We start from the raw sequence: 15,410 nt of genomic DNA, 5'->3' as shown, positions 1-15,410 counted from the left end.
GCAAGCTCAAGCCAGCAGCTCGCCGCGCAAGGTGTGTGCCGTCGCCTGGGTGACGCGCAGGTCCAGCAGTTGACCAAGCAGGTTTGACGGGTTGGCCGGGGCGGCAAAATTCAGCACCCGGTTGCATTCGGTGCGCCCCATCAGCTCGGGCGCAGCGGGGGTGGATTTGCGCGACGGCCCCTCGACCAATATGCGCTGCACCGTGCCCAGGCGGCAAGCGCTGATGCGCGCGACGTTGGCCTCGAGCAGCGCTTGCAGCCGTTGCAGCCGCTCGAGCTTGACGGCGTGTGGTGTCTCGTCGCTCAGTTGGGCGGCCGGCGTGCCGGGACGCGCACTGTAGATGAAGCTAAAGCTGATGTCGAAATTCAGGTCTTCGACCAGCCGCAGCAGCTTTTGAAAGTCATCCTCGGTTTCGCCCGGAAAGCCGACGATGAAGTCACTGCTCAGGCTCAGATCGGGTCGGATCGCGCGCAGCTTGCGCACCGTGCTTTTGTATTCCAAGGCGGTGTAGCCGCGCTTCATGGCCGTCAGGATGCGGTCCGCGCCGTGCTGCACCGGCAGGTGCACGTGGTTGACCAGTTGCGCAATCTGGCCATAGGCCTGAATCAGGCGCGGCGTGAACTCGTTCGGGTGGCTGGTCGTGTAGCGAATGCGCGCGATGCCGGGAATCGCGGCCACGTACTCCAGCAGCAGGGCAAAGTCGGCCCACTCGCCGCTTTGGCCCATAGGGCCGCGGTAGGCGTTGACGTTTTGGCCCAGCAAATTGACTTCGCGCACGCCTTGCTCGGCCAGTCCGGCCACTTCCACCAGCACGTCGTCGAACGGGCGGCTGACCTCTTCGCCGCGCGTGTACGGCACCACGCAATAGCTGCAGTATTTGGAGCAGCCCTCCATGATCGAGACAAAGGCCGACGCGCCCTCGACGCGCGCCGGCGGCAGGTGGTCGAATTTCTCGATCTCTGGAAAGCTCACGTCGACCTGTGCCTGCGCCTGCGCCTGGCGCAGGCGCAGCAGCTCGGGCAGGCGGTGCAAGGTCTGCGGGCCGAACACCACGTCAACAAACGGCGCGCGTTTGATGATTTCGGCCCCTTCCTGGCTGGCCACGCAGCCGCCCACGCCAATCAGAACGCCTTTTTTCTTCAGGTGCCGCACCCGGCCCAGGTCGGAAAACACTTTTTCCTGCGCTTTTTCGCGCACCGAACAGGTGTTGAACAAGATCAGGTCGGCCTGCTCGACGTCGCTGGTTTGCTCGTAGCCCTGCGCGGCGCTCAAGACGTCGGCCATCTTGCCCGAGTCGTACTCGTTCATCTGGCAGCCAAAGGTTTTGATGAATACTTTTTTGCTCATGAAAAAAACCGCTCCTCAGCGCTGGGTCACCCGCAGGGTTCAGCCCTGGGTGGCCGCTGGTTTCAGGGGTGTGCGCGCTGCGGCGGCCATTCGGCCTCGGTCGGGCTGAGAATCCAGACCCGGTGCACCAGGCCCAGGTTGTCGCGCAGGTATTTCACCGGCAGTTGCTGGCCCACCAGCGAGCCCGAGAGCACTTGCAGCTGGCGCGGGTCGTGAATGCGCGCGCCGGGCGAGAGTCGGTCGGGTTTGCCGTTCAGGGTGATTTCGGGCGGCTGCAGCACCACCAGCTCGGCACGCAGCGCCTGCTCGGGAAACGGGCGGGCGGGCGCTTGCGCGGCCGCCGACGCAGCCAGCACCAGCGCAGCGCCGGCCAGCAGGGCACGGCGCGGTGTGCGCTGCGCGGTGATCAGACAGCGGTTCATGGTGTAAATCCAGAGGCTGGTGGGGGGGTGGCAGCCGCGCCAGGCTCCCGGGGCCGGATTGTCGCATGCAGTGCGGCTGTGCTTGCTGCATTCACCACAGCCGCACCCGCAGCAGCACTTGCATGGCCAGCAGGCCGAGCAGAAAACCCAGCCCGCCGTAGATGATGGCCTGCAGCAGCCGGTTGGTGCGGCGCTGCTCGTTCAGCAGGTGTTTGAGCTCGTGGCGCAGATCGTGCGGTTTGTGTTGCAAATAATCGCGCAGCAGCCGCGGCAGCGCGGGCAGCAGCTTGGCGTAGTGCGGCGCCTCGGCCTTGAGCTGCTGCAGCAGCTTCTTGGGGCCGATTTGCTCGACCATCCACTTTTCCAGGAACGGCTTGGCGGTGTCCCACAGATCGAGTTCCGGGTCCAGTTCGCGCCCCAGGCCCTCTACGTTGAGCAGGGTTTTTTGCAGCAAGACCAGTTGCGGCTGGAGTTCCACCTGAAAGCGGCGCGAGGTTTGGAACAGCCGCATCAGCACCAGGCCGAGCGAGATTTCTTTCAGTGGCCGATCGAAGTAGGGCTCGCAGACCGAGCGGATGGCAGATTCCAGCTCGTCGATGCGCGTCTGTGGTGGCGCCCAGCCCGACTCGACGTGCAACTCGGCCACGCGCTTGTAGTCACGCCGAAAGAAAGCGGTGAAATTTTGCGCCAGGTATTCCTTGTCGACTTCGGTCAGGGTGCCGACGATGCCGAAATCGAGCGAGATGAATCGTCCGAAGCTGTCCGGCTCGACGCTGACTTGGATATTGCCCGGGTGCATGTCGGCATGAAAAAAACCGTCGCGAAACACCTGCGTGAAAAAGAGCGTCACGCCCTCGCGCGCCAGCTTGGGGATGTCGACGCCGCGCGCGCGCAGCTCGTCGACCTGGTTGATCGGCAGGCCGCGCATGCGCTCCATCACCATCACGTCGGCGTGGCAGTAGTCCCAGAACATCTCCGGAATCAGCACCAGGTCCAGCCCTTGCATGTTGCGGCGCAACTGGGCCGCGTTGGCGGCCTCGCGCATCAAGTCGAGCTCGTCGCGCAGGTATTTGTCGAACTCGGCCGCCACCTCGCGCGGCTTGAGGCGCTTGCCTTCGCTCGACAGCGCCTCCACCCAGGCCGCCAGCATTCGAATCAGACCCAGGTCTTTGTCGATCACTTGCAGCATCTGGGGCCGCAGCACCTTGACCGCCACTTCGCGCCCGCCTTGGCGGCCGTCGCGCAAAGTGGCAAAGTGCACCTGGGCGATCGACGCGCTGGCCACCGGGGTCAGATCGAAGTGGCTGAACACCGAAGCGAGCGGTTTGCCGAAGGCGCGCTCGATGCAGGCGACTGCCACCGATCCCGGAAACGGCGGCACGCGGTCTTGCAGCCGCGCCAGTTCGTCGGCGATGTCGGTCGGCAGCAGGTCGCGCCGGGTCGAGAGCACCTGACCAAACTTGACGAAAATCGGCCCCAGCCGCTCCAGCGCCTCACGCAGGCGTTGGCCGCGCGGCGCGCTCAGGTCGCGGCCGAAGGAAACGATGCGCCGCAGCAGACGAATGCTCGGGTGCTCAAAGCCAGACAGCACCAGTTCGTCCAGGCCGTGGCGCAGCAGCACCCAAACGATGAAGACGCCGCGCAGCAAGCGACCCATGTTTAGGTGCCGCTGTTGCCAGCGTCGGGGGTGCGCGCCGTTGGGTCGTTGGCTGTGGGTGCAGCCGGTCGCACACCGGGCGGCAGACGGGCGGCGAATACCTTGACGGCCTGCGCGGCGGCGCGCGCCAAGCGCGCCAGTGTGTGGGCCGGCGCGTCACCAATCAAGCGCGCCAGGTCTTCTTCCGGGTCCCAGCGCACGTTGTCAATCAGCCAGGCCAGATCGGCCGCCAGTTGCACGTCACCTTGCACCTCGACTGCTGGCTTGTCACCGGCCAGCAGCCGCTGCGCCAGCGCCAGCGGCGAGGTCTGCACCAGCATGACCTTGAGTTCTGGCTGTTGCTCGGGCCCGGCGCGTTCGAGCAAACCGGCCGCACTGGCGGCAAAAACAAAATGAAAATCACCCCACTGCAGCAACACCGGTTTGCCTTGTTGTCGGCGCAGCCGCTCTTGCGCGACCGGCTCTTGCTGCAGCACATGATTGAGAAACAGCAGCACACGGTTTTGCAGCTCAGCGACCACCCATGCGGGTGGGCGGATCGAACTCAGCAGCGACTGCAGAAAGTTCATGGGCGAGCCGCCTGCCGAGGGCTCGGACGAAAAAAGAGGTGGGGCGTGTTTCATGGCTCCCGATTCTGACGGATAAACACGGGTTGTTCACCGTCTGCGGTCCAACTTGGGCAAAACCTGTCCTGCGTTGCCGCAAACACCACACAGGAGTTGCCGCGCCGCCGGCGCGCGCGCGCCGGGCGGCTCAGTCCAGCGCTTGCACGTCTGCGACCAGCCAGATGGCGCTGGGGCTGTGCGGGCGGCTGATGCTCCAGATTTCGCGAAACGGATTCGGGCCGATCGCTGCGTCTTCGCGCAGCAAACCAGAAAACTCCACGCTGGCCAGGTAGTGGCCACCCAGGTTTTCGACACCGAGCAACTGTGCATCGAGCAACACAACGTCGGTCGGACCCCTGGCCCCAGTGCGGGCAGTCGCGCGATCGGTCAGACGGGTCTGAATCTGCTCGAACATGGCCTCGGTCAGCAGAGCGCGCAGGCAGGCTGTGTCGGCGCGGTCCCAGGCGTGTTGCAGCGCGACGAAATGGGTTTTGCAAGCGGCCAGAAAAGGGGCGGCATCAAACTCGGGTGGCAGGGTCCACGCGGGTCGCTCGGTGGCCGGGGTGCCCAGCATGTCGGCCTGCGCTTCCCAGGGTCGGGCCGAAGCGTCGTTGCCGACGTTTTCCGGGCTGTAGCCGCGCGGTGTGGCGGGGTCGAGCTCAGACTGGCCCGCCCCGCGCGCGGCGCCCCGCGCGGGGCGGGCACCGCTGCGCCGGCGCGCCACGCCAGCGATCAGCAAGCGCCACAAGCGGCTCTTCAGCATCGCGGTCGGCCCCCGAAGGCATGTTGCGTGCTCAGCATTTGATACCCAGGTGCAGCGCCACCACGCCGGCGCTGAGGTTGTGCACGTCCACATGGCCAAAACCGGCCGCCTTCATCATCTGGCGCAAGCTTTCTTGATCCGGGTGCATGCGGATTGACTCGGCCAGGTAGCGGTAGCTGTCGGCGTCGTTGACGATCAGCTTGCCCAGCCGGGGCAGCACCTGGAACGAATACCAGTCGTAGGCTTTTTCCAATGGCGGGACGACGCGGGAAAACTCCAGCACCAGCAGCTTGCCGCCCGGTTTGAGAACGCGCTGCATCTCGGCCAGCGCGCGCTCTTTGTGCGTCATGTTGCGCAGGCCGAAGGCGACCGATACGAAATCAAAGGAATCGCTGGCAAACGGCAACTGCTCGGCGTCGCACGCCAGCGTGGGCAGCAGCACGCCGTGTTCGAGCAGCCGGTCGCGGCCGGTGCGCAACATGGTTTCGTTGACGTCGGTATGCACCACGCAGCCGCCGGGGCCGATTTTTTTGGCGAAAGCAAGCGCCAAGTCACCGGTGCCGCCGGCGAGGTCGAGCACGTGTGCGCCAGCCTGCGGATTCGCCACGCTCAGCGTGTAGCGCTTCCAGAGCCGGTGCAGACCGGCCGACATGAGGTCGTTCATCAGGTCGTAGCGTGGTGCGACTGCGTCGAACACGCCGCGCACGCGCTGCGCCTTCTCGCGCTCGTCAACCGTTTTGAAACCGAAGTGTGTGCTGCCCATGAGCCCGATGGTAAAGCCTCAATGGCCAGCGCAGGCGTGGCCCGACTTCGAAGGCATGGCGGCGTCGCGGTCTGCGCCCGCTGCCTGCAGCCGACTGTTGTAATCGGCCCACAACTGGCTTTGCTGCGAGCCCAGAAAGTGCAGATAGTCCCAGGAAAAAATGCCGCTGCTGTGGCCGTCGGAAAAGGTCGGTTGCAGCGCGTAGTTGCCCACCGGCTCCAGCGCCACGATGCCGACCTCGCGCTTGCCGGTTTGCAGCACCTGCTGCCCAGGGCCATGGCCTTGCACTTCGGCCGACGGCGAGTAGACCCGCAGCAGCTCAAACGGAAGCTGAAATTCGCTGCCGTCGGAATAAGCAATCTGCAGCACGCGCGACTGCTGGTGCAGCGTGATTGCTTGCGGTGTCGGGGTGTTTTTGTCGAGTCCGGCCATGACTGTCTCCTGTTGCGTTGCTTGTGATCAGACCAATACCCGTTCGATGCCGCCCTGGTTGGCACGGGCCACGTACTCGGGCAGCCAGTCCTTGCCCAGAATCTGGTTGGCCATCTCGACCACGATGTAGTCGGCTTCGAGCAAGCCGTTGTTCAGGTCGTCGCCATAGCGCGTCAGGCCCTGCAGGCAGCTCGGGCACGAGGTCAGCACTTTGATGTTGTCCTTCGCGCCCACGGTACCGGCGGCGCGCAGTTGGGCCTCACCCTTCTTGATCTCTTCTTCCTTGCGAAAACGCACCTGGGTCGAGATGTCGGGCCGGGTCACGCCCAGCGTGCCGCTCTCGCCGCAGCAGCGCTTGCTCTCCACCACGTTGTCGCCCAGCAGCGCCTTCACCGTCTTCATCGGCTCTTGCAGTTTCATGGGCGAGTGGCAGGGGTCGTGATACAAGTAGCCGCCCGGGCCGCCTGGCAAGGTGATGCCTTTTTCCAGCAGGTATTCGTGGATGTCGATGATGCGGCAGCCGGGGAAAATTTGATCGAATTCGTAGCCCTGCAACTGGTCGTAGCAGGTGCCGCAGCTCACCACCACGGTCTTGATGTCCAGGTAGTTCAGCGTGTTGGCCACGCGGTGGAACAGCACCCGGTTGTCGGTGATGATCTTCTCCGCCTTGTCGAACTGACCACTGCCGCGCTGCGGGTAACCGCAGCACAGATAACCCGGCGGCAGCACGGTCTGCACCCCCGCGTGCCACAGCATGGCCTGCGTGGCCAGCCCGACCTGGCTGAACAGGCGCTCCGAGCCGCAACCGGGAAAGTAGAACACCGCCTCGGTCTCGGCCGTGGTGCCCACCGGGTTGCGGATGATGGGCACGTAGTCCTTGTCCTCGATGTCGAGCAAGGCGCGCGCGGTCTTCTTGGGCAGGCCGCCCGGCATCTTCTTGTTGATGAAGTGGATCACCTGCTCCTTGATCGGCGCCGGGCCCAAGGTGGCCGGTGGTGCGCTGGTCTGCTTGCGCGCAGCGAGATTCAGCACCTGGTTGGCCAGCCGCTGGGCCTTGAAACCCACGCCGACCATGGCCGAGCGCATCAACTTGATGGTCTGCGGGTGGGTGGCGTTCAGGAAGAACATGGCCGCAGCGTTGCCGGGGCGAAAGCTCTTCTGGCCCATCTTGCGCAGCAGGTTGCGCATGTTCATGCTCACGTCGCCGAAGTCGATCTTCACCGGGCACGGCGAGAGGCACTTGTGGCAGACCGTGCAGTGGTCGGCCACGTCCTCGAATTCTTCCCAGTGCCTGATGCTGATGCCGCGGCGCGTCTGCTCTTCGTACAGAAAAGCCTCGACCAGCAGCGAGGTGGCCAGTATCTTGTCGCGCGGGCTGTACAGCAGATTGGCGCGCGGCACATGGGTCGAACACACCGGTTTGCACTTGCCGCAGCGCAGGCAGTCTTTCACCGAATCGGCAATGGCGCCAATGTCGCTCTGCTGCATGATCAGCGACTCGTGGCCCATCAGGCCGAAGCTGGGCGTGTAGGCGTTGGACAGATCCGCGCTGCGCAGGCTGGTGTCGGCGGCCAGGCCTTGCACGCCCGAGAGCTCGCGCAGCAGCTTGCCCTTGTTGAAGCGGCCTTGCGGGTCCACCCGGGCCTTGTACTCGGCGAACGGGCGCAGCTCGTCGTCGGTCAGAAACTCCAGCTTGGTGATGCCGATGCCGTGCTCGCCGGAGATCACGCCGTCCAGGCTGCGCGCCAGCAGCATGATGCGGGCCACCGCCTGGTGGGCGGTCTGCAACATCTCGTAATCGTCGCTGTTGACCGGGATGTTGGTGTGCACGTTGCCATCACCGGCGTGCATGTGCAGCGCCACCCACACGCGGCCTTTGAGCACGCGCTGGTGAATGGCCGTGATTTCGCTCAGGATCGGGCCGAACGCCGCACCGTTGAAGATGCCTTGCAGCGGTGCACGCAGCTGCGTCTTCCAGCTCGCGCGAAGCGAATGGTCTTGCAGCTGGGGAAACAACACGTCCACACCGCTCAACCAGCCAGCCCACAGCGCGCGCACTTCGCGCACCAGCGCCAGCGCCTGTTGCACGCGGTCTTCCAGCAGCTCGGCGCTGGGGATGTCGTTGGCGTCGTCGGTTTTGCCCAGCGGCAGCTGCCCTTGGGCGAAGAAGGATTCCAGCGCTTCACACAGCTTGAGCTTGTTGCGCAGCGAGAGCTCGATGTTGATGCGCTCGATGCCCTCGGTGTACTCGCCCATGCGCGGCAGCGGAATCACCACGTCTTCGTTCACCTTGAAGGCGTTGGTGTGTTTGCTGATGGCCGCGGTGCGCTTGCGGTCGAGCCAGAACTTTTTGCGTGCTTCGGCGCTGATGGCCACGAAACCTTCGCCGCTGCGGCCGTTGGCCAGGCGGATCACCTCGCTGGTGGCGCGCGCCACGGCGTCGGCGTCGTCACCCACGATGTCACCCACCAGCACCATCTTGGGCAGCGTGCCGCGCTTGCTCTTGGTGGCGTAGCCCACGGCCTTCAAATAACGGTCGTCCAGGTGCTCCAGACCCGCCAGGATGGCGCCACCTGGGCGCTTCATCTCGGCGAACATGAAGTCCTTGATGTCCACGATGGACGGCACACAGTCCTTGGGGTTGCCAAAGAACTCCAGGCACACGGTGCGCACGTGCTGCGGCATGCGGTGCACCAGCCAGCGCGCGCTGGTGATCAGGCCGTCGCAGCCTTCTTTCTGGATGCCCGGCAGACCGGCCAGGAACTTGTCGGTCACGTCCTTGCCCAGGCCTTCCTTGCGGAAAGTCGAACCGGGGATCACCAACTGTTCGGTGCGAACGTGCGTCTTGCCATTCGCCTCGAAGTACTTGAGCTCGAAGCTGGCGACCTCGGCGTCGTGGATCTTGCCGCGGTTGTGGTCCAGCCGCGTGACTTCCAGCCACTGCGCCTGCGGCGTCACCATGCGCCAGCTCACCAGGTTGTCCAGCGCCGTGCCCCAGAGCACGGCTTTTTTGCCGCCGGCATTCATGGCGATGTTGCCGCCCACGCACGAGGCCTCGGCCGAGGTCGGGTCCACCGCGAACACATGGCCGGCGCGCTCGGCCGCATCGGCCACGCGCTGCGTCACCACGCCGGCCTCGGTCCAGATCGTGGGCAGCGGCTCGGTGTGGCCCGGCACCGCCACGAACTCCAGCTCGGTCATGGCTTCGAGCTTTTCGGTGTTGATCACCGCGCTCTTGCAGGTCAGCGGGATGGCGCCGCCGGTGTAGCCGGTGCCGCCGCCGCGCGGGATGATGGTCAGGCCGAGCTCGAAACAACCGCGCACCAGCTCGGCCATCTCGGCCTCGGTGTCGGGGGTGAGCACCACGAACGGGTATTCCACGCGCCAGTCGGTCGCGTCGGTCACGTGCGACACGCGCGACAGACCGTCGAATTTGATGTTGTCTTTGGCGGTGAGGCGGCGCAGCGCCTTGGTGGCGCGCTGGCGCAGCGCGGCCATCTCTTCGAACGAACGGGCAAAACGATCCACCGCACCGCGAGCGGCGGTGAGCAGCTCGGCCACCAGCGCGTCGCGCGCGGCATCGTCCTGCGGCGTGCGGCGCTTTTGCACCTCGCCCAGGCGGTGGTGCAAGGCGTCCACCAGCGCGCTTCGGCGCTTGGGGTTGTCCAGCAAATCGTCCTGCAGATACGGGTTGCGCTGCACCACCCAGATGTCGCCCAGCACCTCGTACAGCATGCGCGCCGAACGGCCGGTGCGGCGCTCGGTGCGCAGTTCGTCGAGCAAAGCCCAGGCGCGCTGGCCGAGCAGCCGCAGCACGACTTCGCGATCCGAGAAAGACGTGTAGTTGTAGGGGATTTCGCGCAGACGCGGCGCGTCGGCGGTGGCGCAGCCGAGCGGCAGCAGCGGAAGGGGGGCATTCATGGGCGTGGCAGCGAACAGCAAAAAATGCTGAACGGTCGATGTTAGCGCAGCGCCACATAGACTTGTTTGCCATGGGGAAACCCGAGCAGGCAAACGTTTGCTGTCATCTGACTTGCATCTTTGTGAAATATTCCTGACGCAGCAGGCTCGGACAATCGTCAGTTAGCTGTTTTCAACCGAGATGGTTCAACCAATCCTGGAGTTTTCATGAAACGATACCTGACCCGCCTGGCACAGGCGCTGGCCCTGAGCACTGCCTTGGCGGGCACGGCGCAGGCGCAAGCCCCGGCGCCCGCGCCGGCGCCGACCGAAATTCAGTTCTGGATGGGCCTGACAGGCGTCAACGGCCAGTTGCTGAGCCGCTTTGGCGAAGACTTCAACCGCACGCAAAACGAATACCGCGTGGTGGTGTCGTTCAAGGGTCAGTACCCGGAGCAGCGCGCCGCTGCCGTGGCGGCTTACCGGGCCGGCAATCCGCCGCACATCATGCAGATGTTCGACGCCGGTTCGGGCGACATGATGGCCGCCAGAGAGGCGATTGTTCCGGTGTCGGAGGTGTTTCGCCGCGCTGGCCTGCAGTTCAACCCGGCTGACTTCATTGCGCCGGCGCGTGGCTACTACGGTTTGCCCAACGGCGACCTGCTGTCGATGCCGTTCAACGTCTCGACCACCGTGCTGTTCTACAACAAAGACGCGTTTGCACGCGCCGGCCTGAACCCCGAACAGCCGCCGCGCACCTGGCCCGAGCTGGTTGCCGCGGCGCAGAAAATTCGCTCCAGCAACGCGGCCGATTGCGGTTTCACCACCACCTGGTTGGCCTGGGTGATGCTGGAGCAGTTCAGCTCGCGCCACAATCTGGCGTTCGGCACCCGCGACAACGGCCGCGCCGGCCTGGACGCAGCCCTGCAGATCGCCAACAGCCCGCTGCACATCAAGATGGTGCAGACCCTGGCGGACATGCAAAAAGACAAGCGCTTTGTCTACGGCGGGCGCAGCAACGACGCCGCCGCCAAGTTCATCTCGGGCGAATGCGCCATGATGACGCAGAGCTCGGGCGGGCTCGGCGCCATCACGCAGGGCGCCAAATTCAATTTCGGTGTCGGGCAATTGCCGCACTGGCCCGAGGTTCGGGGTGCGCCTTATGCCACCACCATCGGCGGCGCCTCGCTGTGGGTGTTCAACGCGCCCAATCGCAGCGAGCGTGAATTTCGCGGCGTGGCGCAATTCCTCAACTTCCTGCGCTCGGATCGGGTCATGACCGAGTGGGCCAAGACCACCGGCTTCCTGCCAGCCACCAACAGCGCCTTCAAGGCCATGCAAGACGAGGGCTTCTTCACCCAGAACCCGGGGCGCGATGTGCCGATTCTGTCGCTGATTCAAGCCCGCCAAGGGGCTCACACCAACGGCTACCGTTTTGGCCGCTGGACTGAAATTCGCGACGTCTACCACGAAGAAGTCGAGCGCGTGTTGCAGGGCCGCCAAAGCGCGCGCGACGCGATGCGCAACTTCGAGCGCCGGGGCAACGCCTTGCTGCGCGCCTTTGAGCGCACAGCCCGCACAGCCAACTGATTTGCGGTCAAGCCGCCAGGCGGCTTGACCGCAGCCGCCCTTTGCACCCGGGCAGCACGCCGACTGGCGCGCCGTGCCGGGTGCTTCTGATTTCTGATTCCAGCCCAAGCCGAGCCCGCTCCATGCAACGCCGCGTCATCTTTCCGCACCAGGGGCTGCCGTATTTGTTGTTGGCGCCGCAACTGGTGGTGACGCTGGTGTTTTTTTTCTGGCCCGGTGCGCAGGCCTTGTACATGTCGCTGCTGATGCAAGACCCGTTTGGCCACCAGGTCAGCTTTGTCGGGTTGGAGAATTTCGTCGTCTTGTTCCAGGACCCGGCCTATCTCGAATCGGTCTGGCGCACGTTTTATTTTTCTGCTGCGGTCACCCTGTTGGCCATGCTGCCGGCGCTGTGGCTGGCGGTGATGGTCGACCGCGTGCTGCGCGGCGCCAGCGCCTACACCACGGCGATGCTGATTCCCTACGCGATTGCGCCGGCGGTGGCAGGCGTGCTGTGGCTGTTCATGTTCAACCCCTCGATCGGTGTGCTGGCCTGGTGGCTGGAAGCCGCCGGGGTGGACTGGAACCCGACACTGGACGGCAGCGACGCCATGTGGCTGGTGATTCTGGCTTCGGCCTGGAAGCAAGTGGCCTACAACTTTTTGTTTTTTCTGGCCGGGTTGCAGGCGATTCCGAAGTCCTTGCTGGAGGCGGCCGCCATTGACGGTGCGCGCGCCATGCGGCGCTTCTGGACCATCATCTTCCCGCTGCTCTCGCCCACCACGTTCTTTTTGCTGGTGGTCAATCTGGTCTATGCCTTCTTCGAGACCTTTGGCGTGATTGACGCCGTCACCCAGGGCGGGCCGGCCGCGGCGACCGAAACCCTGGTCTACAAGGTCTACCAAGACGGTGTGCGCAACCTGGACCTGGGGGGCTCGGCGGCGCAGTCGGTGGTGCTGATGACGATCGTGATTTTGCTCACGGTGTTGCAGTTCAAATACATCGAGCGGCGCGTGCACTACGGTTGACACTCTTTTCATTTGGCCCACCCATGCAAACCGCTGCGTCCGCGCGTCAACAAGTGCTGCCCCACCTGGTGTTGTGGCTGGGTCTGGCGCTGACGGCTTTTCCGCTCTACATCGCCTTTGTCGCTTCCACCCTGACGCCTATGGACGTGGCGCAGGCCCCCATGCCGCTGCTGCCTGGGACGCACGGGCTGGAGAACTACAGCGCGGTGTTGCTGGCGGGCATGAGCGGCAATTTCTTGTCGCCGCCGGTCTGGCTGATGCTGTGGAACAGCCTGTTGATGGCGCTCATCATCACCGGCGGCAAAATCGTGCTCTCCATCTTGTCGGCCTACGCGGTGGTGTTTTTTCGTTTTCCCGGCCGCATGTTGGCGTTCTGGCTGATTTTCCTCACCCTGATGCTGCCGATCGAGGTGCGCATCATTCCCACCTACGCGGTGGTGACCGATCTGGGCATGATCAACAGCATGGCGGGTCTGACCATTCCCTTGATCGCATCGGCCACCGGCACGCTGCTGTTTCGGCAGTTTTTCATGACCATTCCGGACGAGCTGGTGGAGGCTGCGCGCATCGACGGCGCCGGGCCGATGCGCTTTTTCAAAGACGTGGTGCTGCCCTTGTCGGCCACCAACATCGCCGCGCTGGCGGTCATTTTGTTCATCTACGGCTGGAACCAGTACCTCTGGCCCCTGCTGATCACGACCGACAACCGGCTCGATACCATCGTGGTCGGGATCACCAAGATGATAGGCACCGGCGACGCCGCGACCGACTGGCCCAAAGTCATGGCCACCACCTTGCTGGCGGTGTTGCCGCCGGCGCTGGTGGTGGTGCTGATGCGGCGCTGGTTCGTCAAGGGCCTGGTGGACTCGGAAAAATAGAAAGCACGACACCGATGGCCGCGATCTCATTTCGTCAGGTATCCAAAAAGTTCGGCAGCGGCGCCCAGGCGGTGCCGGTGATCCACGGCGTCAGTGCCGAAGTCGAACCGGGCGAGTTCGTCGTCATCGTTGGCCCCAGCGGCTGCGGCAAGAGCACGCTGCTGCGCATGGTGGCCGGGCTGGAGCAGATTTCCGGCGGCCACATTTCCATTGGGGGGCGGGTGGTCAACCAGATCGAACCGTCCGAGCGCGACATTGCCATGGTGTTTCAGAACTACGCGCTCTACCCGCACTTCAACGTGTTCGACAACATGGCCTACGGCTTGCGCATTCGCAAATTGCCGGCGGCAGAGATCAAGGCGCGGGTGGAGAAGGCCGCCGCTACGCTCGAACTCAGCGAGCTGTTGCAGCGCAAGCCGCGCCAGCTCTCGGGCGGGCAGCGCCAGCGGGTGGCGATGGGGCGCGCCATTGTGCGCCAGCCGCAGGTGTTTTTGTTCGACGAGCCGCTCTCGAATCTGGACGCCAAGCTGCGCGCGCAGACCCGGCTGGAAATCAAGAAGCTGCACGCCGAACTGGGCATCACCTCGCTGTTCGTCACCCACGATCAGGTCGAAGCCATGACACTGGCGCAGCGCATGATGGTCATGAACGCCGGCCGCATGGAGCAATTTGGCACCCCTGAGGAGGTCTATTCCCGCCCCGCCAGCACCTTTGTCGCCAGCTTCATCGGTTCGCCGCCCATGAACCTGTTGCAACACGCACCCGGCTGCCGCACCGACCGCGTGCTGGGCGTGCGGCCCGAGCACATCGACATCGACACCAGCAGCAGCCCCAGCGGCTGGGCACTGCAGGTTGAAACGGTCGAATTGCTGGGTGCCGAGCGGCTGATCCACGCGCGCCTGGGAGCCGAGCAGCTCATCATTCGCAGCCACGAAGACCAGGGTGCGCCAGCGCTGGGCAGCACCGTTTACGCCCGCCCGCGCGCAGACCGGTTGCACTGGTTCGACGCCAGCAGCGGGGCGCGGCAGTGAATCCGGTTCGGCCCGACTGGCCTTACCCGCGTTGGCTGGCGCACCGCGGCGCCGGCCTGCTGGCGCCAGAGAACACCTTGGCCGCTTTTCGCCTGGGCGCACAACACGGCTACCGCATGTTCGAGTGCGACGCCAAGCTCAGCGCCGACGGCGTGGTCTTTTTGCTGCACGACGACACGCTCGAACGCAGCAGCAACGGCACCGGTCTGGGCGGCGCGCTGACTTGGGCCGAGTTGAGCCAGCTCGACGCGGGTGCTTGGCATTCGCGCTTGTTTGCCGGCGAGCCGCTGGCCACGCTGGCGGCGCTGGCGCGTTTTTGCCTGGCCAACGCCTGCCGGTTGAACATCGAGATCAAACCCACACCCGGGTTGGAAGCGCAAACCGGTCGGGCGGTGGCACGGGAAGCCGCCCAGATGTGGGCGCAGGCCGGCACGCCGCCGCTGCTGACCTCTTTTTCAACCGAGGCCCTGCTTGCTGCGCAGCAGACGGCCCCGCAGTTGCCGCGTGGCCTGTTGCTGCAGGAGTTGTGGGCCGGCTGGCTGCCCGCCGCGCAGCAACTCGGCTGCACCGCCGTGGTGTGCCAGCACCGGCTGTGGGACGCTGCCCTGCAGGCACAAGTGCGCGCGGCCGGACTGCGCAGCCTGAGCTACACCGTCAACGACGCCAGCACCGCCGAGCGCTTGCTGGCGCTGGGGCTGGACGGCATCATCACCGACCGGATCGATCGTTTCGCCCCGGATTGAACCTAAAAACCGCAGTTGACCGCTGATTTCCGCTTGGAATGCCGCATGGACACTCACTTTTGTACCCACGCGCAGACGCACCTTCTGGGTGACAGCGCTACCTGCCGGATTGAGCCGCCGCAGCCGCGCCTGGGGGCGTTGCTCCGCCTTGCAGGCAGTAGCCTGCCGCGTTGTCGCGCCTACCCAGACGCGCCCGCATCGGCCCACTCCGGCAGGTCCAACTGCGGTTTCTAGGTTAATAGCGCGGACACCGCAGCCGTCCACTACGGCGG

13 protein-coding genes are annotated in these 15,410 nt (G+C 64.8%); 5 read left to right on the top strand and 8 right to left on the bottom strand.

The features are described 5' to 3' along the window. Positions 1–6: 6 nt before the first annotated feature. The 8 genes from miaB to EST26_RS04370 all read right to left on the bottom strand — a co-directional run bounded on the left by miaB (position 7) and on the right by EST26_RS04370 (position 9,910). Positions 7–1,347: a tRNA (N6-isopentenyl adenosine(37)-C2)-methylthiotransferase MiaB gene (gene miaB / locus EST26_RS04405; RefSeq protein ID WP_291065668.1), complete on the bottom strand. Its 1,341-nt coding sequence runs from the start codon at positions 1,345–1,347 to the stop codon at positions 7–9. Positions 1,348–1,409: 62 nt separating this feature from the next. Beyond that, complete coding sequence (locus tag EST26_RS04400) at positions 1,410–1,769, bottom strand: hypothetical protein (RefSeq protein WP_291065667.1); 360 nt, start codon at positions 1,767–1,769, stop codon at positions 1,410–1,412. Positions 1,770–1,860: 91 nt separating this feature from the next. After that, positions 1,861–3,426 (bottom strand): ubiquinone biosynthesis regulatory protein kinase UbiB, encoded by a 1,566-nt coding sequence (ubiB, locus tag EST26_RS04395; protein WP_291065666.1) that lies wholly within the window; start codon positions 3,424–3,426, stop codon positions 1,861–1,863. A 2-nt stretch (positions 3,427–3,428) separates the two neighbouring features. After that, complete coding sequence (locus EST26_RS04390) at positions 3,429–3,995, bottom strand: hypothetical protein (protein ID WP_291065665.1); 567 nt, start codon at positions 3,993–3,995, stop codon at positions 3,429–3,431. Between the two features lie 184 nt (positions 3,996–4,179). Further along, complete coding sequence (locus EST26_RS04385; RefSeq protein WP_291065664.1) at positions 4,180–4,779, bottom strand: Tim44-like domain-containing protein; 600 nt, start codon at positions 4,777–4,779, stop codon at positions 4,180–4,182. Between the two features lie 46 nt (positions 4,780–4,825). Beyond that, positions 4,826–5,557, bottom strand: coding sequence for a bifunctional demethylmenaquinone methyltransferase/2-methoxy-6-polyprenyl-1,4-benzoquinol methylase UbiE (gene ubiE, locus EST26_RS04380; RefSeq protein WP_291065663.1), 732 nt, complete (start codon positions 5,555–5,557; stop codon positions 4,826–4,828). An 18-nt stretch (positions 5,558–5,575) separates the two neighbouring features. Further along, positions 5,576–5,989, bottom strand: coding sequence for a DUF971 domain-containing protein (locus EST26_RS04375; protein ID WP_291065662.1), 414 nt, complete (start codon positions 5,987–5,989; stop codon positions 5,576–5,578). Positions 5,990–6,016: 27 nt separating this feature from the next. Beyond that, positions 6,017–9,910: an FAD/FMN-binding oxidoreductase gene (locus tag EST26_RS04370; protein WP_291065661.1), complete on the bottom strand. Its 3,894-nt coding sequence runs from the start codon at positions 9,908–9,910 to the stop codon at positions 6,017–6,019. 207 nt (positions 9,911–10,117) lie between these two features. Between EST26_RS04370 and ugpB the strand changes: the two genes are divergently transcribed. From ugpB to ugpQ, 5 genes are all read left to right on the top strand, one after another. Next, on the top strand, positions 10,118–11,479 hold the full coding sequence (gene ugpB / locus EST26_RS04365) for a sn-glycerol-3-phosphate ABC transporter substrate-binding protein UgpB (RefSeq protein WP_291065660.1): 1,362 nt from the start codon (positions 10,118–10,120) through the stop codon (positions 11,477–11,479). 122 nt (positions 11,480–11,601) lie between these two features. Beyond that, positions 11,602–12,486 (top strand): sn-glycerol-3-phosphate ABC transporter permease UgpA, encoded by an 885-nt coding sequence (ugpA, locus tag EST26_RS04360; RefSeq protein WP_291065659.1) that lies wholly within the window; start codon positions 11,602–11,604, stop codon positions 12,484–12,486. A gap of 23 nt (positions 12,487–12,509) precedes the next feature. Beyond that, on the top strand, positions 12,510–13,364 hold the full coding sequence (ugpE, locus tag EST26_RS04355; RefSeq protein ID WP_291065658.1) for a sn-glycerol-3-phosphate ABC transporter permease UgpE: 855 nt from the start codon (positions 12,510–12,512) through the stop codon (positions 13,362–13,364). Between the two features lie 14 nt (positions 13,365–13,378). After that, entirely contained in the window at positions 13,379–14,395 is a 1,017-nt protein-coding gene (gene ugpC, locus EST26_RS04350; protein ID WP_291065657.1) for a sn-glycerol-3-phosphate ABC transporter ATP-binding protein UgpC, read from the top strand. Next, a complete protein-coding gene (gene ugpQ, locus EST26_RS04345) occupies positions 14,392–15,138 on the top strand; it encodes a glycerophosphodiester phosphodiesterase (protein ID WP_291065656.1) in 747 nt (248 codons plus the stop codon). The genes ugpC and ugpQ overlap by 4 nt, the downstream gene beginning before the upstream one ends. Positions 15,139–15,410: the final 272 nt, after the last annotated feature.

This window comes from Hydrogenophaga sp. (assembly GCF_014773545.1).
Lineage (GTDB): Bacteria > Pseudomonadota > Gammaproteobacteria > Burkholderiales > Burkholderiaceae_C > Hydrogenophaga.
This window is presented reverse-complemented; position numbering and strand designations above follow the sequence as displayed.

What these genes read in the sequence shown, in the direction of transcription:
- ugpC (WP_291065657.1), top strand. Translation starts at nt 13,379, where the DNA reads ATGGCCGCGATCTCATTTCGTCAGGTATCCAAAAAGTTCGGCAGCGGC.
- ugpA (WP_291065659.1), top strand. Translation starts at nt 11,602, where the DNA reads ATGCAACGCCGCGTCATCTTTCCGCACCAGGGGCTGCCGTATTTGTTG.
- miaB (WP_291065668.1), bottom strand. Translation starts at nt 1,347, where the DNA reads ATGAGCAAAAAAGTATTCATCAAAACCTTTGGCTGCCAGATGAACGAG.
- EST26_RS04400 (WP_291065667.1), bottom strand. Translation starts at nt 1,769, where the DNA reads ATGAACCGCTGTCTGATCACCGCGCAGCGCACACCGCGCCGTGCCCTG.
- EST26_RS04375 (WP_291065662.1), bottom strand. Translation starts at nt 5,989, where the DNA reads ATGGCCGGACTCGACAAAAACACCCCGACACCGCAAGCAATCACGCTG.
- ugpE (WP_291065658.1), top strand. Translation starts at nt 12,510, where the DNA reads ATGCAAACCGCTGCGTCCGCGCGTCAACAAGTGCTGCCCCACCTGGTG.
- ugpB (WP_291065660.1), top strand. Translation starts at nt 10,118, where the DNA reads ATGAAACGATACCTGACCCGCCTGGCACAGGCGCTGGCCCTGAGCACT.
- EST26_RS04390 (WP_291065665.1), bottom strand. Translation starts at nt 3,995, where the DNA reads ATGAACTTTCTGCAGTCGCTGCTGAGTTCGATCCGCCCACCCGCATGG.
- EST26_RS04370 (WP_291065661.1), bottom strand. Translation starts at nt 9,910, where the DNA reads ATGAATGCCCCCCTTCCGCTGCTGCCGCTCGGCTGCGCCACCGCCGAC.
- ubiE (WP_291065663.1), bottom strand. Translation starts at nt 5,557, where the DNA reads ATGGGCAGCACACACTTCGGTTTCAAAACGGTTGACGAGCGCGAGAAG.
- ubiB (WP_291065666.1), bottom strand. Translation starts at nt 3,426, where the DNA reads ATGGGTCGCTTGCTGCGCGGCGTCTTCATCGTTTGGGTGCTGCTGCGC.